Source organism: Erwinia rhapontici, assembly GCF_020683125.1.
In the GTDB taxonomy this organism is placed as follows: Bacteria; Pseudomonadota; Gammaproteobacteria; order Enterobacterales; family Enterobacteriaceae; genus Erwinia; species Erwinia rhapontici.
The window spans coordinates 4,983,531-5,008,565 of sequence record NZ_CP085627.1; the positions used below are offsets into that span (position 1 = coordinate 4,983,531).

Consider the following 25,035-nt stretch of genomic DNA (forward strand, 5'->3'; position numbering starts at 1 on the left):
AGGCGGCAATCGAAGGAGGCCCGATGAGCTTAGTCCGCTAAGTGATTCGGGTGACTGAGAGAAGCCAACACAGCTGCGGCGTGAAAGACGTCTGGGATTTTGTTGCCGTGGAAACTTTCAGCCCATCTCAGGATGGGCTTTTTTCACCACGAATTCCCGGTAATGTCAGACGATTTTCGCGTTTTATGGCTATAATGCACTAAATTGGTGCATAACTACTTCAGGAGAATGCTGTATGGCAACTGGCCCGCTGCCCGATGCTGGGCAGATTCTCAATTCACTGATCAACAGTATCTTACTGGTTGATGGTGCGTTGGTGGTTCATTACGCCAACCCTGCCGCGCAGCAACTGCTGGCGCAAAGTTCCCGCAAGCTGTTTGGTACGCCACTGCCGGAACTGATGGGTTATTTTTCCCTGAATATTGAGGTCATGCTCGAAAGTCTGGATGCCGGACAAGGTTTTACCGACAGCGAAGTGACCCTGGTGGTCGACAGCCGTGCGCACATTATGTCGCTCACCGCACAACGTCTGCCCGAAGGATTGATTCTGCTGGAAATGGCGCCCATGGATAATCAGCGCCGGCTGAGTCAGGAACAGCTACAACATGCGCAGCAGGTAGCAGCACGTGATTTAGTGCGTGGACTGGCACACGAAATTAAAAACCCGCTTGGTGGGCTACGCGGTGCAGCACAACTGCTGGCCAGAGCCCTGCCCGACCCGGCGTTAACGGAATACACCAAAGTCATCATTGAACAGGCCGATCGCCTGCGCAATCTGGTCGACCGTCTGCTTGGCCCGCAACAGCCCGGTATGCATGTCACACAAAGCATCCATCAGGTGGCTGAACGTGTGGTGAATCTGGTCTCGATGGAGCTGCCCGATAATGTGGTGCTTGTCCGCGATTATGACCCGAGCCTGCCTGAACTGCCGCACGACCCGGACCAGATAGAACAAGTCCTTTTGAATGTAGTACGCAACGCCCTGCAGGCGTTGGGTGAAGAAGGCGGCACGATTACTTTACGTACCCGAACGGCGTTCCAGTTAACGCTGCACGGAACACGCTATCGCCTGGTGGCACGCATCGATATTGAAGATGACGGCCCCGGCATTCCGGCACAGCTGCAGGATACGCTGTTTTACCCGATGGTAAGCGGCCGCGAAGGCGGTACCGGGCTGGGGTTATCGATTGCCCGCAGCCTGATCGATCAGCATTCGGGAAAAATAGAGTTCCACAGCTGGCCTGGACACACTGAATTCTCGGTTTACCTGCCTATTCGCCAGTGAGGTTTCTATGCAACGAGGGATAGTTTGGATCGTCGATGACGATAGCTCCATCCGCTGGGTGCTTGAACGCGCGCTGACCGGAGCTGGTTTAAACTGCGCAACGTTTGACAGCGCAAACGAGGTACTGGAAGCCCTTGCGACCAAAACCCCAGACGTTTTACTGTCAGATATTCGTATGCCCGGTATGGACGGCCTGGCGCTGTTAAAGCAGATCAAACAGCGGCACCCTATGCTGCCGGTGATCATTATGACAGCGCACTCAGACCTGGATGCTGCCGTCAGCGCTTATCAACAGGGCGCGTTTGATTACCTGCCGAAGCCTTTCGATATTGATGAAGCCGTTGCACTGGTTGAGCGCGCCATCAGTCACTATCAAGAGCAGCAGCAGCCGCGCAATCAGCCCGTCAGCGGGCCTACCACCGATATCATCGGTGAAGCACCAGCAATGCAGGATGTTTTTCGTATTATCGGCCGCCTGTCGCGCTCGTCGATCAGTGTGCTGATTAACGGTGAATCCGGTACGGGTAAAGAGCTGGTTGCTCATGCACTGCATCGCCACAGTCCGCGTGCGAAAGCACCATTTATCGCGCTGAATATGGCGGCGATCCCTAAAGACCTGATCGAATCAGAACTTTTTGGTCATGAGAAAGGGGCGTTTACCGGTGCCAATCAAATTCGACAAGGTCGTTTTGAACAGGCCGATGGCGGTACGCTGTTCCTCGATGAAATTGGCGATATGCCACTGGATGTTCAGACCCGTCTGCTGCGAGTGCTGGCCGATGGTCAGTTCTATCGTGTCGGGGGCTATGCGCCGGTCAAGGTGGATGTGCGTATTATTGCTGCGACCCACCAGAATCTGGAGCTGCGCGTGCATGAGGGGAAATTCCGTGAGGATTTATTCCACCGCCTGAACGTGATCCGTGTGCATCTGCCTCCCCTGCGTGAGCGTCGCGAAGATATTCCGCGTCTGGCGCGTTACTTCTTACAGGTCGCCGCCAGAGAATTGGGGGTGGAAGCCAAGATCCTGCATCCTGAAACGGAAACCGCGCTCACGCGGTTGCACTGGTCTGGCAACGTTCGCCAGCTGGAGAATACCTGTCGCTGGCTGACGGTGATGGCCGCCGGGCAGGAAGTCCTGATCCAGGATCTACCGCCAGAGCTGTTTGAAACATCGACGCCAGAAAACCCGGTTCAGTCATTGCCGGACAGCTGGGCGACGTTGCTGGCACAGTGGGCGGACCGCGCACTGCGCTCCGGTCATCAAAACCTGCTGTCGGAAGCGCAACCCGAGATGGAGCGTACGCTGCTGACTACCGCCCTGCGTCATACGCAGGGTCATAAACAGGAAGCGGCTCGTCTGCTGGGCTGGGGACGCAATACGCTAACGCGTAAGCTGAAAGAGCTGGGAATGGAATAACAGACGAGGGCGGATAAAGAGCGGACCGAAAAAGAAGGTCCGCCCCTACACGTTCCAGCTGTAGGGGCCGATCATTTTTTCCGATCGGGCCTTTGGGCGACCATTTTTTTCGGTCGCCCCGACCATCAGATCACCCGTGAAAATTGTCCCCCAGATGCTTTCTGACGCAGGTAACGGTCGAAGCACATGCAGATATTCCTTATCAGTAAACGGCCCTTAGCGGTGACGACAAGGCGGCTGTCGTGGCATTCCACCAGCCCGTCCACCATCAATGGCGTCAGCAGAGCCAGATCGTCGGCAAAATACTCACGGAAGTGAATTCCCCATTGCGTACTGATGGCGTCAAATGACAGCGAGAAGTTGCAGATCAGACTTTTAATCACATCCCGCCGCAGACAATCATCTTCACTCAATTGCAAGCCGCGCCACAGGGCGGTTTTTCCTGCCCGTATTTCTGCGTAATAGTGTTTCAGCTCTTTGTGGTTTTGCGCGTAGCTGTCCCCGATCATACTAATCGCTGAAACGCCCATTCCCAGCAGGTCACTGTCACCCTGCGTCGTGTATCCCTGGAAGTTGCGGTGCAGTTTCCCCCCACGCTGAGCAATAGCCAGTTCGTCATTGTGCCGGGCAAAGTGGTCCATGCCGATAAACTGATACCCTTGCGCGGTGAGCGTCGTGATGGTTTGCCGCAAAATCTCCAGCTTTTCCAGGGCGCCGGGCAGCTCCTCATCCTTGATTTTACGCTGAGCGGGGAACAGTGCGGGCATATGAGCATAGTTAAAGACACTCAGACGATCCGGGTTCAGCTCAGCCACTTTTTGCAAAGTGAAAGCAAAACTCTCTGGGGTCTGTGCTGGCAGGCCATAAATCAGATCAATATTCGTGGAGGCAAAACCCAGCTCACGCGCCCGTGCCATCAGGGAAAAGATCATCGCTTCATCCTGTACGCGATTCACCTTCTCCTGCACCTGCTTATTAAAATCCTGCACGCCCATGCTCAGGCGGTTAAAACCTTCGGCTCGCAGATGATCAAGCACGGTGAGCTCAATTTCCCGCGGGTCGACTTCAATTGAGATCTCAGCACCCTCCGTAAAGTGAAAGTGCTGGCGCAGACAGGTCATCAGTCGGCTGATTTGCGCTTTATTGAGGAAAGTGGGAGTGCCGCCCCCCCAGTGCATCTGACTGACGGTGCGATGCTGGAACAGCGGTGCACGCAGGGCGATTTCCTGCACCAGTACATCCAGATAGTCATCCGCTTTATGCTGCTGACGCGTGACCTGCTTATTACAACCGCAGAAGTAACATAGCTTGTGGCAAAAGGGGATGTGCAGATAGAGCGACAGCGGCCGTTCAGGGTAACGCTGCGTTGCATGAAGAAAAGCCGGCTCGTCGTAATCCTGATGGAATTCCAGTGCGGTCGGATAAGAGGTATAGCGGGGACCGGCGGTATTGTACTTCTGAATGAGCGGGAGATCCCACTCTGTGGTCTGCATCTGCATGGCGGCTTCCCTTATCGTCGTCGCATTGACCGCCGCGTGACAGGAAGCTGCTGGCTGACGATCTTGCTGCGCAGCCGGGTTTTCAGCCGCGATAGCCGCTGTAGTTTAACGAATAACCACCCCAGCCAGCACAGCAGAATCAGCGCAATAATTGATCCAGGCCAAATCATCACCAAAAACCCTACAAAGAAAAGGCAGCGCTAAATTGCGCTGCCTCATGTTACGTCAGAGAGACGAGAGGATCACTGGCCGCCTTTGAGCAGGCGATACATATCTTCTTCTGCCTGCTCATCTTCTGCGTCATCGTCCAGGGCAATCCCTAACTGCTCCATCAGCACGTCGATACGATCCAGTGACTGATCCAGCCACGCCTGCTCTTCAGCTGACAGTGCATCGCCATTTTCCAGACGATCGAGCAACGCATCCAGACGCTCGTCATTTTCCAACTGCGCCAGTTCTTCTTCTGGTGACAGACGAGCCTTCTTCTCTACAACGGGTTTTGCCACTTTTGCCGGCTTCGGCTTGCTGGCAACCACATCCGGGCCCAGGGCAATCGGTTTTTTACTGCCGATACGTGGGTCTTTGGCCGGTTTGCCGTTAGCGCCTTTCTTGCTCTCGGCGACCGGGTTAGCCCGACTGCCGGAAGTATTGCCGCTGTGCTTTTTATCACGCTTGCGGTCTCGCGCTTCCTGATTAATCTCATCACGCGTTTTACGTTTCACTTTGGCTCCCGGTTTTTTATCCTGGGGCGTGCGTGCAGGTTGCTTCATGGTTTCTGCTCTCAGACGTTTATCTTCAGTATAGAATTGCCGCGAAATCTAGCAGAAAGCAGACAAAGAAAAAAGGCGGCAGGTCACCCTGTCGCCTTTTTTCGCACCTTCCGCAGAAGGACTGACAATGTCAGCATCCTTATTAGCAGCCAGCATCCCTGTTTTCCTTTGCCTTTACTCAATCCTGTGAGCGTTCCTGAATCCTTGTCGCGCACACCTGTGCACATTTCCTTCCCTGCCCGAGATCGTCCTGATGCTCCCTGAGCACTTCATCCTGAAGTGAAATATCCTGTTTCTGGATACAAATGTAGACTAACCAGTCCGGCAAACAAGGTGACATAAGTAATTTTTACTCTGTTTTTTTTGGCCATTTCACAACCCTATGAAAATTAGTAAAAAATCCATTTTTTTAATTTCAAAATACAGAGAGTGCTCGCAGGGTGAATGGTCAATGTCTCACAGCACTCGATCATGCAGTGTCTTACCGGGCGCTTTACCGCTATACAGGGTATAATCAGCACAATTGTCCTTTCTTACCTGGAGTATCTATTTTGTCTGGCTGGAATTATCACGTAACCCATTTTGTCACCAGCGCCCCCGATATCCGCCACCTGCCTGCCGATACTGGCATTGAGGTTGCTTTTGCCGGGCGTTCTAACGCGGGTAAATCCAGCGCACTGAATACGCTGACTAACCAGAAAGGCCTGGCTCGTACCAGTAAAACCCCTGGTCGTACCCAATTGATCAACCTTTTCCAGGTTGCTGAAGGCTACCGTCTGGTCGACCTGCCAGGCTACGGTTACGCGCAGGTCCCGGAAGAGATGAAGCTCAAATGGCAACGTGCGCTGGCGGAATACCTGCGCGATCGTCATTGTCTGAAGGGACTGGTAGTGCTGATGGATATTCGCCATCCGCTGAAAGATCTCGATCGTCAGATGGTGATGTGGGCCGTACAGAGCGGGATTGAAGTACTGATTTTGCTGACTAAGGCCGACAAACTGGCATCCGGGGCGCGTAAGGCCCAGCTGAACGCGGTTCGTGAAGAGGCAAAAACCTTCCTCGGCACTGTCGATGTTGAAGCGTTTTCATCACTCAAGAAAATTGGTGTGGATAAACTGAGCCAGAAGCTGGACAGCTGGTATCGTGATATTCCTCCGGCAACCGAAGACGATATTCCTGCCGAATAACCCGCCTGCCCCCTACGTTTCGCCCAATAAAAAACGCCCCAGTCATTACTGACTGGGGCGGCTAAAATATTCAGCCAAATCCGATTACGTGAAGTAAAAGGTCTGAAAGATAGAACATCTTACCTCTGTACCCTACATCTGAAACTTTACATCATTTTTTGAGCGCTCAAAAGGGTTTTTTGTAGTTAATTTTCAGAAAACGACATGCATTATCCAACTCAAGTCACATAATGCAGTCGATCATGTAGCTTAATTACTAAAAAAGTGTTGCGGCAGAGATGGTTAGATGATGTCACTGGCGAAAAGGGATAACGCGAGTAGCTGAACCGTTTAAAGCGACAATGTTAGCAGGGACAATCCTGCGAGCTGATTTCGGGAGAGTCATCAGCCCACAGGACAGAGAAAAATGAACTTAGTGAGCCTGATCCCAGTTGTCACCCACACCAATATCAACGCGCAGCGGCACATCCAGTTTCATGCTGCCTTCCATCAACTGACGGATTTTCGCTGATGCGCTATCGACTGCATCGGCACGCACTTCAAACACCAGTTCATCGTGTACCTGCATGATCATTTTCACGTCACCGTTTGTCTGAGGCTTCAGCCATTCATCCACGGCAATCATTGCCCGTTTGATGATATCCGCTGCGGTCCCCTGCATTGGTGCATTAATCGCAGCACGCTCTGCCGCTTTACGACGCATCGCATTGCTCGCTTTAATCTCTGGGAGATAGAGTCGGCGGCCATCCAGCGTCGAGACATAGCCTTTCTCTGCCGCCAGTTCGCGGGTACTCTCCATATACTGCAGTACACCCGGGTAACGTTCAAAGTAGAGGTCCATGTACTTCTTCGCTTCACCGGCACCAATATTGAGCTGACGTGACAGACCAAAAGCACTCATGCCGTAAATAAGGCCAAAGTTGATCGCTTTAGCGCTACGGCGCTGCTCGCCGCTGACTTTATCCAGCGCAACGCCGAAGACTTCAGAGGCTGTCGCACGGTGAATATCCTGCTCGCTGGCAAAGGCGGTCAGCAGCCCTTTATCCTGTGACAGATGCGCCATGATGCGTAGCTCAATCTGTGAGTAGTCAGCCGCGACAATGCGACAGCCTTTCGGCGCGATAAATGCCTGACGAATACGTCGCCCTTCATCATTACGCACCGGGATGTTTTGTAGGTTCGGATCGCTGGAAGAGAGACGCCCGGTAGCCGTGACTGTCTGGTGATAAGAAGTATGTACTCGTCCGCTGTGTGGATTGATCATCAACGGAAGCTTATCGGTATAGGTGGATTTCAGCTTAGAGAGACCACGATGTTCCAGAATCACCTTCGGCAGCGGATAGTCCAGCGCCAGCTCAGCTAAGACTTCTTCGCTGGTCGACGGTGCACCACCCGGCGTTTTCTTGGTGGGCTTGATGCCCTGCTTTTCAAACAGGATGGTTTGTAATTGCTTCGGCGAAGAGAGATTGAACGGTTCACCTGCCAGCTCGTGTGCCTTCAGCTCCAGCTCTGCCAGGCGGCTGCCCAGCTCCTGCGAGTGCACCGCCAGAATATTCTGGTCAATAAGCACACCGTTGCGCTCAATACGGGAGATGACCGGCACCAGCGGCATCTCAACCTGTTCAAAGACCTCTTTTGGCCCCTGCTCTTTCTGCAACTCTGGCCACATTTTCAGATGCAGCCGTAGCGTGACGTCGGCATCTTCCGCCGCGTAATGCGCCGCCTGCTCCAGCGCGATCTGGTTAAACGTCAGCTGATTCTTACCTTTGCCGGCAATCTCTTCAAAGCTTACGGTTTTATGGCCCAGCCAGCGTGATGCCAGGGTATCCATATCATGGCGCCCGACAACGCTACTCAGCGCATAAGATTCCAGCATGGTATCGAACTGAATACCTTGTAATTCAATGTCATAGTTTGCCAGCACGCCACGGTCGTACTTCAGATTCTGTCCGACTTTAAGCGCTTTGGGGTTTTCGAGCAGCGGTTTAAGCCGTGCCAGTACGGATTGACGATCTAACTGATCCGGTGCATCAAGGTAGTCATGTGCAACGGGCAGGTAAGCGGCTTCACCTGGGGCGATGGCAAAAGACAGGCCGATGATGTTAGCACTGAGCGTATCCAGCGAATCGGTTTCCAGGTCGAAGGCAAACAACTCGCTTTGCTGAAGCTTCGTCAGCCAGCTATCGAAGGTCGCTTCATCCAGAATGGTGACATAACCTTCGGAAGAGAGCACGCTAGCGACTTCTGCGGCATCCGGTTCCACGGTTGCATCCATTTTGCCTTTTGCGGCAGTGGGTCGACTCTTATTCCCTTGCAGCCAGGTACCTTCTTCCAGATCAACAATCCAGCGCTTAAATTCGTAGTGTTTAAATAACCCCAGCAGTTCTTCAACTGCCGGTTCTTCAACGGTCAGCTGATCGCAGGTCAATTCCAGTTCCACGTCGGTCTTAATCGTTGCCAACTGATAGGAGAGGAGGGCCATCTCCTTATTCTGTTCCAGTTTCGCGGCCATGGTTTTAGCCCCGCGGAAAGTCAGTGTTGCCACTTTATCCAGGTTGGCGTAAATATCCTTCACTCCGCCTAATCCCTGTAACAGTGCCTGAGCCGTTTTTTCACCGACACCCGCTACGCCCGGAATGTTATCGGAGGAGTCGCCCATCAGTGCCAGGAAATCAATCATCAACGAGGGAGGGATACCGTATTTCTCAACCACTTCATCCGGGCCAAGAATCGCATTATTCATCGTGTTGATTAAGGTGATATTTGGCGTTACCAGCTGAGCCATATCTTTATCACCGGTGCTGATCAGCACCGGTTTACCGATTTTCTCTGCGGCCAGCGCCAGCGTACCGATGACATCATCAGCCTCCACACCTGAGATGGCCAGCAGCGGCAGCCCCATCGCTTTGACCATGGTATGCAGTGGTTCAATTTGCGCACGCAGATCGTCGGGCATCGGGGGACGGTGAGATTTGTACGCTTCAAATAATTCGTCGCGGAAGGTTTTACCCTTGGCATCAAATACCACTGCTACATGACTTGGCTTATATTGCAGCAGCAGGCTGCGCAGCATATTTAATACGCCGTACATTGCACCGGTAGGTTCGCCTGCGCTGTTGGTCAGCGGAGGGAACGCATGATAAGCACGGTACAGGTAGGAAGATCCATCTACCAGAATCAGCGGGTTTTCTGCAATTTTAGCCATAAGTCGTCACGTTCTTCTTTGGTTTTTGATTGGCGTTAAGGATGCCACAGCTCGCTATGAAAGATGAAATCTCAACGGCGAATAATCCACGGACAATTGTCATTTTGCGTTACGCTTCGCATTGACACGTTGTGGATAAGTTTGTGTGTAAATTTACTAACAGCAGCTAACCCGTGGAAATTCATTTAAAAATAAAATTAAATTTTGTTTATAATCATTTAGTTATTCATTAACTCCAGGATTAACTTTATGTTTTCCGGAATAAAGCTGATGTGGATATAAGTTGGTACGCTCAGAGAAAGAGACGATATCTACAACTGATGAAAGGGCATTTTTACGATAATTATCTCGTCAGGCGAGAAAGAAAACGCCGGCATTGCCGGCGTTAAGGGAAGTCTGTGCAGGCTTACTTCTGGGAAGTCAGGAATTTCACCACGTTGGCATACTGCTGAACATAGTTTTCCTGTGAACTGGTATCCAGGCCACCGTTGTTCACCATGTATTTGCCGTTGACGAACATCGCTGGCACACCACGCAGATCCAGATCTGCTGCAGCTTTCTCTTGCTGAGCAACCAGTGATTTCACCACGAAGCTGTTCCAAGCGGCATCGTACTCTTCAGGCTTGATACCCGCAGCTTTAACGAAGACCGCTTTCAGGCTGGCAGGATCAGTGATGGTTTGCGTCTGCTGAATACCGTCGAAAATGGGTGCCGTTACTTTGTCTTCCACACCCAGAGCCATCGCTACTGCCCAGGCCTGCGTTACGGTTTTACCCATTTCGCCACCCAGGAATTCAACATGATACTTGGTGACTTTCACATTCTCTGGCAGGCCTTTCTTCACGGCATCACTCACATGCCATACATGCTCAAACTGGTAGCAGTGTGGGCAATAGAATGAGAAGAATTCGAGAACCTGTGGTTCGCCAGTCGCCGGTTTATCCAGCGTGACGTATTGCTGACCATCGGTAAATTGTGCGGCAGAAGCGCTGAATGCCAGAACCATACCGACGAGCGCAAATAAAATCTTTTTCATCGTCAAACTCTCTCCTGATTACATCTCAATAGGCGAACCAAAGGGTGATCACACCTGGAAAACAGGTGCAAGCTGTAGCGGAGGCTCTTGCAGCAGCTTGTTCTGTTCGTTAAAAGTGGAAATCTGTCTGCGCCAGAAATCCTCATCCGTCATCCACGGAAAACTGGCCGGGAAAGCCGGGTCGTTCCAGCGGCGGACAACCCATGCAAGATAATAAACCATCCGCATAGCACGTAAAGGTTCAATCAGTGACAATTCATGAGTATCAAATTCACAGAATTCACCGTACGCCTCTAGCAAAATGTCCCATTGCAGACGCTGCTCCTGGCGATCGCCATTGATAAGCATCCACAGATCTTGTACCGCAGGGCCATTACGCGCGTCATCCAGGTCAACAAACAGTGGGCCATCACGCCACAATATATTGCCCGGATGGCAGTCGCCGTGTAAGCGCAAAGGCTGCCACTGAGTATGCCAGCAGTTTTGTAAAGTTGTGCGCAGACGCCCGATACTGGCCAGTAAATCAGTTTTTAGCTTTGCGGGGACCAGCGTGCTGTCGGTGAGAATCTGTAACGGTTCATCAATGTATTCCTGTAATCCGATAGTCGGCCGCGACTCAAAGGTTTTCCGGCGGCCCACCTGATGGATTCGCCCGAGGAAACGCCCTACCCATTCCAGGTGATCGTAATTATCGGTTTCGTACTGGCGCCCGCCGAGGCTGGGAAAAACAGCAAACCAGAACCCCTGGTGCTGGTGCAGCATTGAGCCCTTCAGTTCCAGAGGGGCTGCCAGTGGGATCTCATCAGCAAACAGCTCAGAAGCGAACTGATGTTCTTCTTCTATCTGCGCCTGCGACCAACGCTGCGGGCGATAGAACTTCGCCACGTAGCGCCGTTTGTCGTCATCGGAGAACTGGTAGACGCGGTTTTCATAGCTGTTTAGCGCCGTCAGGCCGGATTCCACGCGCAGACCGGTCTCCCACAACGCATCCAGGATGGTATCAGGCGTCAGGGTGTGGAAGTTAAAAGCAGGTTCTTTCATCCGGCATGCTCGCTGATAATCGATAAATAATAGCCTGCAAGAGTACCATTAAATGGCAGCGGCAGCGGGTCAACCGCCTGATTTAATCCTTAATCACGCCCCGAGCACGCAGTAATGCTGTTTTGAAATCATCCTCATAGTCTTTCTTCAGCCCTGGAATTTCAGCATCTTTATCACTGCCCCGCATCTTGAGATGATAGATCAGTACATCATCCGTTAATTCACTAAAAGGCTGCTTAAAGCCGGCTTCATCGGCTAATTTCTGTAAAAACTCAAGTAAATTCAGATCAGGATCGTCCTGCCAGGCAGGCTGCAGCAAGCTGATTAATTCGTTAAGGCGATGGCATTTCATGCAGTTGTCCCTGTATAAAGAACCCAACATTAAGCATAGGGTATAAAATTAATGAATCGAATTTCCGCCCCTGAACGCGAAACCGTGACCGGCGTCATCCTTGCAGGTGGCCGTGGCAGCCGTATGGGGGGCGAAGATAAAGGGCTCATGCTGTGGCAGAACAAACCACTCTACCAACATGTTTTGCAGCGTTTTCAGCCCCAGGTCACTACTGTATGGATTAATGCCAATCGAAATATTGAGGTATATCAACAGAGCGGGTTGCCTGTGATATCCGATACGCTGGCAGCTTTCCCGGGACCACTAGCAGGAATGCTGGCAGCACTGCAACAGACAGAAACTGAGTGGGTAGTATTCACTTCCTGTGATACGCCATTGCTCCCGGATAATCTGGTTCAGAACTTGTGGCAGCATAAAGGAACAGCATCTGCGGTCTGGGCACGCACAGAAGAGCGAGATCACCCCACGCAAGCATTGCTGCACCGCAGTATTGCGGGTTCACTGCAACGCTATCTGGCGGACGGTGACCGTAAGTTGATGCTATTTCTTCAGCAGGCAGGGGGGCACAGTGTTTTGTTTGAGCGAGCAGAGGCTGCATTTCGCAATGTTAACTATCCGGAAGATCTCATTTAGGCTTTTATAGCAGGTAATCCCCTGACAAAACGGAGATTTTTCGTGTCAGATCGACGATTATCGCCAGATTCAAAGCACAAAAAAACCCCGGCCTTTCGGTCGGGGTTCTTTCTTCGTTTGATGCCTGGCAGTTCCCTACTCTCGCATGGGGAGACCCCACACTACCATCGGCGCTACGGCGTTTCACTTCTGAGTTCGGCATGGGGTCAGGTGGGACCACCGCGCTAAAGCCGCCAGGCAAATTCTTTGTGCTCTGTCCTGTGTCTTTTGTGCTCTGACTGCGTTGCCTGCGCTCGTAAGCTCAGTCACATACTTATGTATGCTCCTTCCCTCACTTCACTGGCCGCCTTGTCACAGCGCAAAATCCTTCGGACTTAATTCCGGTAACAAGCTGAAAATCTCTTTTGCGTCTCTCTAACGCCACCAGAACGCTTCTGGCGTTGTAAGGTTAAGCCTCACGGGTCATTAGTACCGGTTAGCTCAACGCATCGCTGCGCTTACACACCCGGCCTATCAACGTCGTAGTCTTCAACGTCCCTTCAGGGGTCTCAAGGACCCAGGGAGAATTCATCTCGAGGCAAGTTTCGCGCTTAGATGCTTTCAGCGCTTATCTTTTCCGCACTTAGCTACCGGGCAATGCCATTGGCATGACAACCCGAACACCAGTGGTGCGTTCACTCCGGTCCTCTCGTACTAGGAGCAACCCCTCTCAATTCTCCAGCGCCCACGGCAGATAGGGACCGAACTGTCTCACGACGTTCTAAACCCAGCTCGCGTACCACTTTAAACGGCGAACAGCCGTACCCTTGGGACCTACTTCAGCCCCAGGATGTGATGAGCCGACATCGAGGTGCCAAACACCGCCGTCGATATGAACTCTTGGGCGGTATCAGCCTGTTATCCCCGGAGTACCTTTTATCCGTTGAGCGATGGCCCTTCCATTCAGAACCACCGGATCACTATGACCTGCTTTCGCACCTGCTCGAGCCGTCACTCTCGCAGTCAAGCTAGCTTATGCCATTGCACTAACCTCACGATGTCCGACCGTGATTAGCTAACCTTCGTGCTCCTCCGTTACTCTTTAGGAGGAGACCGCCCCAGTCAAACTACCCACCAGACACTGTCCCCACGCCGGATCACGGCGCCAGGTTAGAACATCAAACGTTAAAGGGTGGTATTTCAAGGTTGGCTCCACGCAGACTGGCGTCCACGCTTCAAAGCCTCCCACCTATCCTACACATCAAGGCTCAATGTTCAGTGTCAAGCTGTAGTAAAGGTTCACGGGGTCTTTCCGTCTTGCCGCGGGTACACTGCATCTTCACAGCGAGTTCAATTTCACTGAGTCTCGGGTGGAGACAGCCTGGCCATCATTACGCCATTCGTGCAGGTCGGAACTTACCCGACAAGGAATTTCGCTACCTTAGGACCGTTATAGTTACGGCCGCCGTTTACCGGGGCTTCGATCAAGAGCTTCTCCTTGCGGATAACCCCATCAATTAACCTTCCGGCACCGGGCAGGCGTCACACCGTATACGTCCACTTTCGTGTTTGCACAGTGCTGTGTTTTTAATAAACAGTTGCAGCCAGCTGGTATCTTCGACTGCCTTCAGCTCCAGGAGCAAGTCCCTTCACCTACCGACAGCGTGCCTTCTCCCGAAGTTACGGCACCATTTTGCCTAGTTCCTTCACCCGAGTTCTCTCAAGCGCCTTGGTATTCTCTACCTGACCACCTGTGTCGGTTTGGGGTACGATTCAATGTTACCTGATGCTTAGAGGCTTTTCCTGGAAGCAGGGCATTTGTTACTTCAGCACCGTAGTGCCTCGTCATCACGCCTCAGCCTTAAAGAGTTCCGGATTTGCCTGGAACTCAAGCCTACACGCTTAAACCGGGACAACCGTCGCCCGGCTAACATAGCCTTCTCCGTCCCCCCTTCGCAGTAACACCGAGTACAGGAATATTAACCTGTTTCCCATCGACTACGCCTTTCGGCCTCGCCTTAGGGGTCGACTCACCCTGCCCCGATTAACGTTGGACAGGAACCCTTGGTCTTCCGGCGAGCGGGCTTTTCACCCGCTTTATCGTTACTTATGTCAGCATTCGCACTTCTGATACCTCCAGCAAACCTCACAGTTCACCTTCGACGGCTTACAGAACGCTCCCCTACCCAACAATACTTGCGTATCGCTGCCGCAGCTTCGGTGCATGGTTTAGCCCCGTTACATCTTCCGCGCAGGCCGACTCGACCAGTGAGCTATTACGCTTTCTTTAAATGATGGCTGCTTCTAAGCCAACATCCTGGCTGTCTGTGCCTTCCCACATCGTTTCCCACTTAACCATGACTTTGGGACCTTAGCTGGCGGTCTGGGTTGTTTCCCTCTTCACGACGGACGTTAGCACCCGCCGTGTGTCTCCCGTGATAACATTCTTCGGTATTCGCAGTTTGCATCGGGTTGGTAAGCCGGGATGGCCCCCTAGCCGAAACAGTGCTCTACCCCCGAAGATGAGTTCACGAGGCGCTACCTAAATAGCTTTCGGGGAGAACCAGCTATCTCCCGGTTTGATTGGCCTTTCACCCCCAGCCACAAGTCATCCGCTAATTTTTCAACATTAGTCGGTTCGGTCCTCCAGTTAGTGTTACCCAACCTTCAACCTGCCCATGGCTAGATCACCGGGTTTCGGGTCTATACCCTGCAACTTAACGCCCAGTTAAGACTCGGTTTCCCTGCGGCTCCCCTATACGGTTAACCTTGCTACAGAATATAAGTCGCTGACCCATTATACAAAAGGTACGCAGTCACCTAACAAGTAGGCTCCCACTGCTTGTACGTACACGGTTTCAGGTTCTGTTTCACTCCCCTCGCCGGGGTTCTTTTCGCCTTTCCCTCACGGTACTGGTTCACTATCGGTCAGTCAGGAGTATTTAGCCTTGGAGGATGGTCCCCCCATATTCAGACAGGATGTCACGTGTCCCGCCCTACTCATCGAACTCACAGTAGGTGCATTTTTGTGTACGGGAGTATCACCCTGTACCCTGCGACTTTCCAGACGCTTCCACTAATGCACAAACTGATTCAGGTTCTGGGCTGTTCCCCGTTCGCTCGCCGCTACTGGGGGAATCTCGGTTGATTTCTTTTCCTCGGGGTACTTAGATGTTTCAGTTCCCCCGGTTCGCCTCATGCCACTATGTATTCATGACATGATAGTGTGTCGAAACACACTGGGTTTCCCCATTCGGGTATCGTCGGTTGTTGCGGTTCATATCACCTTACCGACGCTTATCGCAGATTAGCACGCCCTTCATCGCCTCTGACTGCCTAGGCATCCACCGTGTACGCTTAGTCGCTTAACCTCACAACCCACAAGCGTCCCGAAGAACACATTGCTGTTGTAAGCATTTGAGAGACTCGAACATATCGTTAATTTCATTCTTATTACGGAGAATGAAAACGACATGTCGTTTCAATTTTCAGCTTGTTCCGGATTGTTAAAGAGCAAATATCTCAAACGTGACTCGCCTTACGGCATAATCAGTTTTGAGATACTGGGTGATAACGACTTTCACTTCGTTACCGGTATGGCGTCCCCAAGGGGATTCGAACCCCTGTTACAGCCGTGAAAGGGCAGTGTCCTGGGCCTCTAGACGATGGGGACTCTGGTGTGACTTTTGCTCATTTCTTCTATCAGACAATCTGTGTGGACACTACGCGGGAAGGTATCTTCAGGTAAGGAGGTGATCCAACCGCAGGTTCCCCTACGGTTACCTTGTTACGACTTCACCCCAGTCATGAATCACAAAGTGGTAAGCGCCCTCCCGAAGGTTAAGCTACCTACTTCTTTTGCAACCCACTCCCATGGTGTGACGGGCGGTGTGTACAAGGCCCGGGAACGTATTCACCGTAGCATTCTGATCTACGATTACTAGCGATTCCGACTTCACGGAGTCGAGTTGCAGACTCCGATCCGGACTACGACGCACTTTATGAGGTCCGCTTGCTCTCGCGAGGTCGCTTCTCTTTGTATGCGCCATTGTAGCACGTGTGTAGCCCTGGCCGTAAGGGCCATGATGACTTGACGTCATCCCCACCTTCCTCCGGTTTATCACCGGCAGTCTCCTTTGAGTTCCCGACATTACTCGCTGGCAACAAAGGATAAGGGTTGCGCTCGTTGCGGGACTTAACCCAACATTTCACAACACGAGCTGACGACAGCCATGCAGCACCTGTCTCACGGTTCCCGAAGGCACTAAGGCATCTCTGCCGAATTCCGTGGATGTCAAGGCCAGGTAAGGTTCTTCGCGTTGCATCGAATTAAACCACATGCTCCACCGCTTGTGCGGGCCCCCGTCAATTCATTTGAGTTTTAACCTTGCGGCCGTACTCCCCAGGCGGTCGACTTAACGCGTTAGCTCCGGAAGCCACGCCTCAAGGGCACAACCTCCAAGTCGACATCGTTTACGGCGTGGACTACCAGGGTATCTAATCCTGTTTGCTCCCCACGCTTTCGCACCTGAGCGTCAGTCTTTGTCCAGGGGGCCGCCTTCGCCACCGGTATTCCTCCAGATCTCTACGCATTTCACCGCTACACCTGGAATTCTACCCCCCTCTACAAGACTCTAGTCTGCCAGTTTCGAATGCAGTTCCCAGGTTGAGCCCGGGGATTTCACATCCGACTTGACAGACCGCCTGCGTGCGCTTTACGCCCAGTAATTCCGATTAACGCTTGCACCCTCCGTATTACCGCGGCTGCTGGCACGGAGTTAGCCGGTGCTTCTTCTGCGGGTAACGTCAATCGACGAAGCTATTAACCTCATCGCCTTCCTCCCCACTGAAAGTACTTTACAACCCGAAGGCCTTCTTCATACACGCGGCATGGCTGCATCAGGCTTGCGCCCATTGTGCAATATTCCCCACTGCTGCCTCCCGTAGGAGTCTGGACCGTGTCTCAGTTCCAGTGTGGCTGGTCATCCTCTCAGACCAGCTAGGGATCGTCGCCTAGGTGAGCCATTACCCCACCTACTAGCTAATCCCACCTGGGCACATCCGATGGTGTGAGGCCCGAAGGTCCCCCACTTTGGTCCGAAGACGTTATGCGGTATTAGCTACCGTTTCCAGTAGTTATCCCCCTCCATCGGGCAGTTTCCCAGGCATTACTCACCCGTCCGCCACTCGTCACCCAAGGAGCAAGCTCCTCTGTGCTACCGTTCGACTTGCATGTGTTAGGCCTGCCGCCAGCGTTCAATCTGAGCCATGATCAAACTCTTCAATTAAAAGTTCGATTTGCTGCAACAAGTGCAGCGATGCTCAAGTGTAAAACGTCATAATGAATTTCATTATGTGTTCACTCTTAAGACTTGATATTTTTTGTCACCCGGAGGTGACTGATATCAATCCTGCGAGTGCCCACACAGATTGTCTGATAAATTGTTAAAGAGCGGTGCAATCAGTGCCGAAGCTTCCTGTTGCGAGGTGGCGTATATTACGCTTTCCTCCTTCGGAGTCAACTTCTTTTTGAGAAGTTTTTTCCGGCGGTTCAGATGCTTCCTGAACCTCCTGAGCCGCTGGCTGTAAGCCGTTGTGCCGTCTCAGTGGTTGCGCATTATAGGCAGTTTCCGACGAGTGACAAGTGTTTATTGCAATAAAATGACTGAGCGCGTTATTTTTCATCAGAAGCGTTAAAAGCATACGCTTTCAGGGCAATAAATCAGCATTTACTGACAGAAAACTGCGAAAGACCGAGGAGGAAAGCAAAAATGAGATGCTATTCTTTCTGCTTCACAGGGGATTTTTCTGCCGCACTCACAAAAGAAAGGGATACCAATGATTAAATCCGCGCGCAGTATGGCCGGACTTCCATGGATTGCCGCTATGGCTTTCTTTATGCAGGCGCTGGATGCCACCATTCTGAACACGGCCCTTCCGGCCATCGCCCACAGCCTGGGGCGTTCTCCGCTGGCGATGCAGTCCGCCGTTATCAGCTATACCTTAACTGTCGCGATGCTGATCCCGGTCAGTGGCTGGCTTGCCGATCGCTTTGGTACCCGTAAAGTCTTTATCGCCGCGGTATTTCTGTTTTCCCTGGGTTCTCTGGCCTGCGCACTTTCGGGTTCGTTGTCGATGCTGGTCACATCCCGTGTGGTGCAAGGTGTGGGTGGGGCAATGATGATGCCGGTGGCTCGTCTTGCCCTGCTCCGGGCCTATCCGCGCAGCGAGCTGCTACCGGTACTCAATTTTGTCACGATGCCGGGACTGGTTGGCCCGGTGTTAGGCCCTTTACTGGGGGGCGTATTGGTCACCTGGGCCACCTGGCACTGGATTTTCCTCATTAATATCCCAATCGGTATTCTCGGCATTTTCTATGCACGCAAATATATGCCGGACTTTACCACTCCGAAACGCCGCTTTGACCTGATCGGCTTCCTGCTGTTTGGTTTGGGTCTGGTGGGCATCTCCAGCGGCATCGAATTATTCGGTGAACAGGTTGTATCAAGCGTGATTGCTCTGGGTGTGTTGCTGGCGGGTATCGCATTATTACTTCTCTATATAGTGCATGCGCGGCGCCACCCTGCCCCGTTGCTGCCATTACCCATGTTTAAGACGCGCACCTTCTCCGTCGGCATCGTGGGCAATATCGCTTCAAGACTGGGTACAGGCTGTATTCCCTTCCTGATGCCATTAATGTTACAGGTCGGATTTGGCTACACCGCCCTGCTGGCGGGCTGCATGGTCGCGCCCACCGCCCTCGGTTCCATTCTGGCGAAGTCGACGGTCACCCAGGTACTGCGCTGGTTTGGTTATCGCAAAACCCTGGTCGGGATCAGCATGATTATCGGCGTACTGATCGCCACCTTTGCTTTGCAGGTTCCTGGCTGGAGCATGCTGGCGCTGCTCATCCCACTCTTTATTCTGGGTATGGCGATGTCCACACAATTTACCGCGATGAACACCATCACCCTTGCAGACCTGACGGATGCCAATGCCAGCAGCGGTAACAGCATGCTGGCCGTCACACAACAGTTAGCGATTGGGTTTGGTGTCGCAGTGAGTGCAGCGGTGTTACGCTTTTATGAAAACTTTGATGGCACCACACTCCAGCACTTCCATGCCACCTTCCTGACGATGGGGGTCATTACCGTGCTGTCAGCGCTGGTCTTCCTGCTACTGAAACCAGGGGACGGTCGCAACCTGATTAGCGACCGTGATAAGAAGAAAACCTAGGCGCTTATTCCTTGCGGATATCGCCCACGGAGGCACGTTCCATCAGTTCCGGCGTCAGCACCAGCAACTGAGGGCTGGCCGTTGGATCTGTCAGGCGGTGTAGCAGAGCATCGATCGCCAGCTCCCCCAGTTCGTCTTTAGGCTGGTGAACGGTGCTGAGGGGCGGCGTCATATAGCGCGCCAGTTCGATATCATCGTAACCCACCACGGCCATATCCTGCGGGATACGCATTTCCGCCAGATAGAGCGCGTGATACACGCCAACAGCCATCGCATCATTACAGGTAAAGACAGCCTGAGGTGGAGGATCGAGGGCCAAAAGCGTATTCATGGCATTGAATCCGCCCTGGAATTCAAAATCGCTACTGACAATGTAGTCAGGCGGTATCGCTAACGCGGCGCTATCCATTGCCTGCTTATATCCTTCAAGACGCAGACGCGCAGGTGTTTTGTCCTGTGGCCCGGCAATACAGGCAATCCGTGTATAACCACGCGAAATGAGATGTCGCGTCGCCATCTCCCCACCCAGCAGGGAGTTATCCTGGATAATGTCGCTGCCGCCTTCAAACGGCGCCCAATCCATCATGACTGAAGGGATCGTGGGATAACGATGAAGTAATTCAGCGGAAGGCAGGTGACTTTCGGTACACATAATCAGTAAGCCATCAACACGCTTTTGCAGCAGTGTTTCAAGGCTTCGATTCATACGGTCTTCATCGCCTTCGGTATTGCACAATACCAAGCTATAACCACGCTCATAGCAGCTACGCTCAACACCCCGTACCACCTCGGAATAGAACGGGTTACTGCTGGCCGTCAGTAACATGCCAATAGTACGGGTCTGATTGAGCTTCAGACTACGCGCCAGCGCAGAGGGTGCGTAATTCAGCTGGCTTACCGCCGAGGTCACTTTTTCACGAACCGCTTCGCTCACGAAGCGGTTGTTATTGATAACGTGAGACACGGTGGAGGTTGAGACGCCCGCCAGGCGGGCGACATCTTTCATGGTCGCCACATCTACCCCTGCTGTTGCAAGAAGCTGTCAATCTCATCACGCCAGGGAACGGAAGGTTGTGCACCACGGCGGGTCACGGCAATCGCTGCGGCTGCATGGGCAAAGCGTACGGCTTCAGCCATCGGACGCTGCTCAATCAGTGCCGTGATCAGCGCACCATTAAAGGTGTCGCCCGCGGCAATAGTATCCACCGCTTCCACACGGAAACCAGGAATACGCTGACCATTCCCCTGCTCACTTAACCACACGCCCCGGCTGCCGAGGGTAATCAATACTGTACGGATACCTTTTTGATGCAGCACTGCCGCTGCTCGTGCAGCGTCTTCATCGCTGTTGACCGCCACACCCGTGAGGATCTGCGCTTCGGTTTCATTCGGGGTAATCATATCCACCAGCGACAATAGCTCGTCAGAGAGTTCTGTCGCCGGGGCCGGATTCAAAATCACCTGCGTCTGATGCTGATGCGCGATCTTCGCAGCCGCCAGCACGCTTTCCAGCGGTGACTCCAGCTGCATCAACAGTGCTGCGGCATCCGCAATCACCTGCTGGTGCTGCTCAACGCGCTCGGGCGTCAGGGCAGCGTTGGCGCCGGCGTGAATGCCGATCGTATTCTCACCTTCACCGTTAACAAATATCAGTGCCACACCCGTCGAGTCGCCGGCAACGGCTTCCACCGGGCTGACATCAATACGGTCATCAACCAGTTGCTGGCGGATACGTTCGCCAATGTCGTCTTCACCCACGCAGGCGATAAAGGCAATGTCTGCGCCACTGCGCCCGGCGGCAACGGCCTGGTTTGCACCTTTCCCACCGAATGCGACCTGATACTGCTTCCCGATCACCGTTTCACCCGGACGCGGGAAATGCGCCAGATTCAGAATGTGATCTGCATTAATGCTGCCGAGGACAGCCAGTTTGCCAGTTTTCATCATAAGGGGATTGTCCAGATAAGTGCGCCACCCGAAGGTGGCGCGTGCCATGCTTTTCTTTGATTTATTGGGTAACCAGCTTCAGGTCAACCGGATTGATAGCCTGTACTTTCTGGCCTTTCAGCACTTTATCAGCCGTCTGAACGCCGATAACGCCGATTTGCTCCGGTAACTGAGCCACGGTCGCAGCCAGTTTGCCACCTTCAACCGCTTTGATACCATCTGGGGTGCCGTCGAAGCCCACCACTACGACATCAGATTTGCCTGCCGTTTGCAATGCACGCAGGGCACCCAGTGCCATTTCGTCGTTCTGAGCAAACACCGCCTGCACGTCCGGGTGAGCGGTCAGCAGGTTCTGCATCACGTTCAGGCCTTTGGTACGGTCGAAGTCAGCCGGCTGGCTGGCGAGAATATTGAATTTGTGTGCATCGGCAGCCTGCTTGAAGCCTTCACCACGCTCACGCGCAGCAGACGTTCCGGCAATGCCCTGCAGCTCAATGATTTTTGCATTGTCGCCGACTTTTTTGGCGATGAAGTTACCGGCCATTTTGCCGCCGAAACGGTTATCAGACGCCACGTGGCTGACCACGGTACCCTGAGAGGCTACACGGTCCAGGGTGATCACCGGAATGTTCGCCTGGTTTGCCATTTTCACGGCGTTACCCACCGCATCAGAATCGGTCGGGTTAATCAGCACCAGCTTGGTGCCACGAACGGTCAGATCCTGCACGTTAGCCAGTTCTTTCGCCGGGTTGTTCTGAGAATCCAGCACCACCAGGTTATAACCCAGTTTATCCGCTTCTTTCTGCGCGCCATCTTTCAGCGATACGAAGAACGGGTTATTCAGGGTAGAAACCACCAGCGCAATGGTGTCCTTTGCCAGCGCGTTAGCGCTCAGCGTGGCGCCTAACAGTACAGCCAGTGCAGTCAGTTTATTCATCTTCATTTTCATATCCTGTAAAGGTAAAGAGTGTTATTTACTGCTTTTGTTGTCTACCAGCACCGCCAGCAAAATCACCACAGCTTTGACGATCATTTGGTAGTAAGAAGAAACACCGAGCAAGTTCAGCCCGTTATTCAGGAAGCCTAAGATCAGCGCACCTATCAGCGTGCCCATAATCCGGCCTTTACCGCCTGCGAGGCTGGTTCCACCCAGCACCACAGCTGCAATCGCATCCAGCTCATAGCCCGTACCGGCCGTCGGCTGCGCCGAAGAGAGGCGTGCCACTTCAATGGTGCCCGCCAGCGCAGCCAACATGCCGCACAGTGCATAAACGATAATTTTGACGCGGTTAACACTGATGCCGGACAGACGCGTTGCCGCTTCGTTACCGCCCAGCGCATAAATGTAACGGCCAAGGCGCGTGTGATGCAGCATGTACCAGGCGGCGAGGAACACCACACCCATTAACCAGACCGGTGTCGGGATACCCAGAGGACGACCGATACCAAACCAGCCAAACAGGTCTGCATTGTCGTTAAAGCCGGTATTCACCGGGCTGCCGTTGGTGTACACCATCGTCACACCACGCAGCAGCAGCATCATGACCAGTGTGGCAATAAACGCCTGCACTTTACCTTTCGCGACAATTGAGCCGGTAATCGCACCAATAAAGGCACCCAGTGCCAGCGATGCCGCCACCGCCACCAGAGCATTCACTTCCAGCCCGACAATCGAGGCAGCGACTGCCCCGGTCAGCGCCAGCAGTGACCCCACGGAAAGATCGATACCGGAGGTGAGGATCACCAGCGTCATACCCACCGCCATAATGGCGTTGACCGACGTCTGTTGCAGAATGTTAAACAGGTTAGCCACGGTGAAGAAATTCGGGCTCAGACTGGAAACGATGGCAATCAGCACCACCAGCGCAATCAGCGATTTCTGCTCAAGCAGCCATGCCTTACTGATCAGGCGGCGTGAAGGAATTGTTTGCGTACTCATAGTTATGCCAGCTCCGCGCTGTAATGTTTACCAACTGCCGCCGCCATCAAAATTTCCTGCGAGGCTTGTTCAATCGGGAAGTCACCGCTCAGGCGACCTTCGTGCATCACCAGCACGCGGTCACTCATGCCCAGAACTTCCGGCATTTCGGAGGAGACGAGAATGATGCTCAACCCTTCCTGTTTAAACTGATTAATCAGCTGATAAATCTCTTTTTTCGCGCCAACATCGACGCCACGCGTTGGCTCATCCAGGATCAGCACTTTTGGCCGCGTCATCAGCCCGCGCGCAATGGCCACCTTTTGCTGGTTCCCCCCGGAGAGCAAACCAATCGGCTGATTCATTGATGGCGTTTTAACGTTAAACAGCTTGATAAAATCACCGACCGCCTGCTGCTCTTCCGCATGTTTCAGGCGGCCCGCGCCATAGCTAAAATAGTTGAGGGCGGTCAGTGACATGTTCTCTTTCACCGACATACCCAGCACCAGACCATCACGCTTACGATCTTCAGAAATATAGACGATACCGTTGGCCAGCCCCTCTTCCGGGGAACGCGCGAAGACGGTTTTTCCGTCCAGCGTTACGCTACCACTGCTGCGTGACAAGGCGCCATACAGCACTTTCATCAGTTCGGTACGCCCCGCGCCCATCAGCCCGGACACACCCAAAATTTCGCCTTTACGCAGCGTAAAGCTGACATCCTCAACGCCGGAACCACTCAGATTCTCCACCTTCAGGCGAACCTCACCCGGTGCTTTATCCAGGCGTGGATACTGCTCTTCCAGCTTGCGGCCGACCATCATTTCAATCAGCGACTCTTCCGTCAGCTGAGCCACTTCACGTTCTGCAATAAACTGCCCGTCACGGAAGATGGTGACATCGTCGCAGATCTCAAAAATTTCTTTCATTCGGTGGGAGATATAAACAATGCCGCAGCCCTGCGCTTTCAGCTCGTTGATCACCCGGAACAGCGAAGCGGTCTCGGTATCCGTCAGCGCGTCCGTCGGTTCGTCCATGACGATCACTTTTGACTCGAAGCTCAGGACCTTGGCAATTTCCACCATCTGCTGGTCACCGATCGACAGATCACCCACCAGCTTATGGCTGCTGAAGCGCAGATTCAGGCGCTTCAGTAAGGCATCCGCCTCGGCATACATCTTTTTCCACTGGATGCGGCCAAAACGGTTAACAAATTCGCGACCCAAAAAGATGTTTTCCGCAATGCTCAACTGGGGGATCAGGTTCAGTTCCTGATGGATAATACCGATCCCAGCTTCCTGCGACTCTTTCGGCCCGTTAAAGGTGGTTTCCTGACCGAGCCATTCAAACGTGCCCGCATCACGGGCGTAGATCCCGGTAAGCACCTTCATCATGGTCGACTTACCCGCACCGTTCTCGCCCACCAGCGCCATCACGCGGCCAGGATAAACAGAGAGGGCGGCTCCCGACAGCGCCTTGACGCCCGGGAAGGCTTTATCAATGCCTTTTAATTGCAGTAAAGGTTGCATA

At 53.0% G+C, this 25,035-nt stretch carries 17 protein-coding genes, 1 tRNA gene and 3 rRNA genes; 5 read left to right on the forward strand and 16 right to left on the reverse strand.

Translation table 11 applies throughout. The features are described from left to right. Positions 1-235 precede the first annotated feature (235 nt). Together glnL and glnG are read left to right on the forward strand one after the other, a co-directional pair. A complete protein-coding gene (glnL, locus tag LJN55_RS23050) occupies positions 236-1,285 on the forward strand; it encodes a nitrogen regulation protein NR(II) (protein WP_133846475.1) in 1,050 nt (349 codons plus the stop codon). 7 nt (positions 1,286-1,292) lie between these two features. Beyond that, positions 1,293-2,702: a nitrogen regulation protein NR(I) gene (glnG, locus tag LJN55_RS23055; protein ID WP_133846476.1), complete on the forward strand. Its 1,410-nt coding sequence runs from the start codon at positions 1,293-1,295 to the stop codon at positions 2,700-2,702. Between the two features lie 125 nt (positions 2,703-2,827). Here the strand turns inward: glnG and hemN are convergent, their stop codons facing one another. Continuing rightward, complete coding sequence (gene hemN, locus LJN55_RS23060; protein ID WP_227535400.1) at positions 2,828-4,201, reverse strand: oxygen-independent coproporphyrinogen III oxidase; 1,374 nt, start codon at positions 4,199-4,201, stop codon at positions 2,828-2,830. A gap of 242 nt (positions 4,202-4,443) precedes the next feature. Beyond that, a complete protein-coding gene (gene yihI / locus LJN55_RS23065; RefSeq protein ID WP_171149626.1) occupies positions 4,444-4,971 on the reverse strand; it encodes a Der GTPase-activating protein YihI in 528 nt (175 codons plus the stop codon). A gap of 551 nt (positions 4,972-5,522) precedes the next feature. Here yihI and yihA point away from each other — a divergent pair. Then, on the forward strand, positions 5,523-6,158 hold the full coding sequence (gene yihA, locus LJN55_RS23070; RefSeq protein WP_133846480.1) for a ribosome biogenesis GTP-binding protein YihA/YsxC: 636 nt from the start codon (positions 5,523-5,525) through the stop codon (positions 6,156-6,158). A gap of 70 nt (positions 6,159-6,228) precedes the next feature. Here yihA and LJN55_RS24125 read toward each other — a convergent pair whose 3' ends face one another. The 5 genes from LJN55_RS24125 to LJN55_RS23090 form a co-directional block, all read right to left on the reverse strand. Next, positions 6,229-6,276, reverse strand: coding sequence for a spot 42 RNA, inhibition of DNA synthesis (locus LJN55_RS24125; RefSeq protein WP_071892919.1), 48 nt, complete (start codon positions 6,274-6,276; stop codon positions 6,229-6,231). Positions 6,277-6,570: 294 nt separating this feature from the next. Then, positions 6,571-9,363 carry a DNA polymerase I gene (gene polA / locus LJN55_RS23075; protein ID WP_227535401.1) on the reverse strand — a complete coding sequence of 931 codons (2,793 nt, stop codon included), beginning with the start codon at positions 9,361-9,363 and terminating at the stop codon, positions 6,571-6,573. 406 nt (positions 9,364-9,769) lie between these two features. Beyond that, positions 9,770-10,399 carry a thiol:disulfide interchange protein DsbA gene (dsbA, locus tag LJN55_RS23080; RefSeq protein ID WP_133846482.1) on the reverse strand — a complete coding sequence of 210 codons (630 nt, stop codon included), beginning with the start codon at positions 10,397-10,399 and terminating at the stop codon, positions 9,770-9,772. A gap of 48 nt (positions 10,400-10,447) precedes the next feature. Then, positions 10,448-11,440: a serine/threonine protein kinase gene (locus LJN55_RS23085; RefSeq protein WP_227535402.1), complete on the reverse strand. Its 993-nt coding sequence runs from the start codon at positions 11,438-11,440 to the stop codon at positions 10,448-10,450. Between the two features lie 82 nt (positions 11,441-11,522). Then, entirely contained in the window at positions 11,523-11,792 is a 270-nt protein-coding gene (locus tag LJN55_RS23090; protein ID WP_159338298.1) for a YihD family protein, read from the reverse strand. Positions 11,793-11,843: 51 nt separating this feature from the next. Here LJN55_RS23090 and mobA point away from each other — a divergent pair, with 51 nt between their 5' ends. After that, positions 11,844-12,425, forward strand: a complete 582-nt coding sequence (gene mobA, locus LJN55_RS23095; RefSeq protein ID WP_159338297.1) for a molybdenum cofactor guanylyltransferase MobA — start codon at positions 11,844-11,846, stop codon at positions 12,423-12,425. Between the two features lie 122 nt (positions 12,426-12,547). On the opposite strand, the gene rrf is transcribed toward mobA, so the two are convergent. The 4 genes from rrf to LJN55_RS23115 form a co-directional block, all read right to left on the reverse strand. Continuing rightward, positions 12,548-12,663, reverse strand: a 5S ribosomal RNA gene (gene rrf / locus LJN55_RS23100). A gap of 206 nt (positions 12,664-12,869) precedes the next feature. Beyond that, a 23S ribosomal RNA gene (locus tag LJN55_RS23105) occupies positions 12,870-15,775 on the reverse strand. A gap of 226 nt (positions 15,776-16,001) precedes the next feature. After that, positions 16,002-16,077: transfer RNA gene (locus tag LJN55_RS23110), tRNA-Glu, on the reverse strand. Positions 16,078-16,149: 72 nt separating this feature from the next. Continuing rightward, positions 16,150-17,692, reverse strand: a 16S ribosomal RNA gene (locus tag LJN55_RS23115). Together the 16S, 23S and 5S rRNA genes with 1 tRNA gene alongside form the textbook arrangement of a ribosomal RNA operon. 550 nt (positions 17,693-18,242) lie before the next feature. Between LJN55_RS23115 and mdtD the strand changes: the two genes are divergently transcribed. Further along, positions 18,243-19,640, forward strand: coding sequence for a multidrug transporter subunit MdtD (gene mdtD, locus LJN55_RS23120; RefSeq protein WP_133844904.1), 1,398 nt, complete (start codon positions 18,243-18,245; stop codon positions 19,638-19,640). 4 nt (positions 19,641-19,644) lie between these two features. On the opposite strand, the gene rbsR is transcribed toward mdtD, so the two are convergent. The 5 genes from rbsR to rbsA all read right to left on the reverse strand — a co-directional run bounded on the left by rbsR (position 19,645) and on the right by rbsA (position 25,034). Continuing rightward, positions 19,645-20,655: a ribose operon transcriptional repressor RbsR gene (gene rbsR, locus LJN55_RS23125; RefSeq protein WP_227535403.1), complete on the reverse strand. Its 1,011-nt coding sequence runs from the start codon at positions 20,653-20,655 to the stop codon at positions 19,645-19,647. A 2-nt stretch (positions 20,656-20,657) separates the two neighbouring features. Beyond that, positions 20,658-21,587, reverse strand: a complete 930-nt coding sequence (rbsK, locus tag LJN55_RS23130) for a ribokinase (protein ID WP_133844902.1) — start codon at positions 21,585-21,587, stop codon at positions 20,658-20,660. 61 nt (positions 21,588-21,648) lie between these two features. Beyond that, the gene (gene rbsB, locus LJN55_RS23135) at positions 21,649-22,530 is read right to left on the reverse strand and encodes a ribose ABC transporter substrate-binding protein RbsB (RefSeq protein WP_374760145.1); all 882 of its coding nucleotides are present in this window, start codon (positions 22,528-22,530) and stop codon (positions 21,649-21,651) included. A gap of 27 nt (positions 22,531-22,557) precedes the next feature. Continuing rightward, positions 22,558-23,526 (reverse strand): ribose ABC transporter permease, encoded by a 969-nt coding sequence (gene rbsC / locus LJN55_RS23140; protein ID WP_133844901.1) that lies wholly within the window; start codon positions 23,524-23,526, stop codon positions 22,558-22,560. A gap of 2 nt (positions 23,527-23,528) precedes the next feature. Next, positions 23,529-25,034 carry a ribose ABC transporter ATP-binding protein RbsA gene (rbsA, locus tag LJN55_RS23145; protein WP_159338287.1) on the reverse strand — a complete coding sequence of 502 codons (1,506 nt, stop codon included), beginning with the start codon at positions 25,032-25,034 and terminating at the stop codon, positions 23,529-23,531. Between the last annotated feature and the right edge of the window lies 1 nt (position 25,035).

Coding starts and splice junctions, on each gene's coding strand:
- glnL (WP_133846475.1), top strand. CDS start 236: ATGGCAACTGGCCCGCTGCCCGATGCTGGGCAGATTCTCAATTCACTG.
- glnG (WP_133846476.1), top strand. CDS start 1,293: ATGCAACGAGGGATAGTTTGGATCGTCGATGACGATAGCTCCATCCGC.
- hemN (WP_227535400.1), bottom strand. CDS start 4,201: ATGCAGATGCAGACCACAGAGTGGGATCTCCCGCTCATTCAGAAGTAC.
- yihI (WP_171149626.1), bottom strand. CDS start 4,971: ATGAAGCAACCTGCACGCACGCCCCAGGATAAAAAACCGGGAGCCAAA.
- polA (WP_227535401.1), bottom strand. CDS start 9,363: ATGGCTAAAATTGCAGAAAACCCGCTGATTCTGGTAGATGGATCTTCC.
- dsbA (WP_133846482.1), bottom strand. CDS start 10,399: ATGAAAAAGATTTTATTTGCGCTCGTCGGTATGGTTCTGGCATTCAGC.
- LJN55_RS23085 (WP_227535402.1), bottom strand. CDS start 11,440: ATGAAAGAACCTGCTTTTAACTTCCACACCCTGACGCCTGATACCATC.
- LJN55_RS23090 (WP_159338298.1), bottom strand. CDS start 11,792: ATGAAATGCCATCGCCTTAACGAATTAATCAGCTTGCTGCAGCCTGCC.
- mobA (WP_159338297.1), top strand. CDS start 11,844: ATGAATCGAATTTCCGCCCCTGAACGCGAAACCGTGACCGGCGTCATC.
- mdtD (WP_133844904.1), top strand. CDS start 18,243: ATGATTAAATCCGCGCGCAGTATGGCCGGACTTCCATGGATTGCCGCT.
- rbsK (WP_133844902.1), bottom strand. CDS start 21,587: ATGATGAAAACTGGCAAACTGGCTGTCCTCGGCAGCATTAATGCAGAT.
- rbsB (WP_374760145.1), bottom strand. CDS start 22,530: ATGAAGATGAATAAACTGACTGCACTGGCTGTACTGTTAGGCGCCACG.
- rbsC (WP_133844901.1), bottom strand. CDS start 23,526: ATGAGTACGCAAACAATTCCTTCACGCCGCCTGATCAGTAAGGCATGG.
- rbsA (WP_159338287.1), bottom strand. CDS start 25,034: ATGCAACCTTTACTGCAATTAAAAGGCATTGATAAAGCCTTCCCGGGC.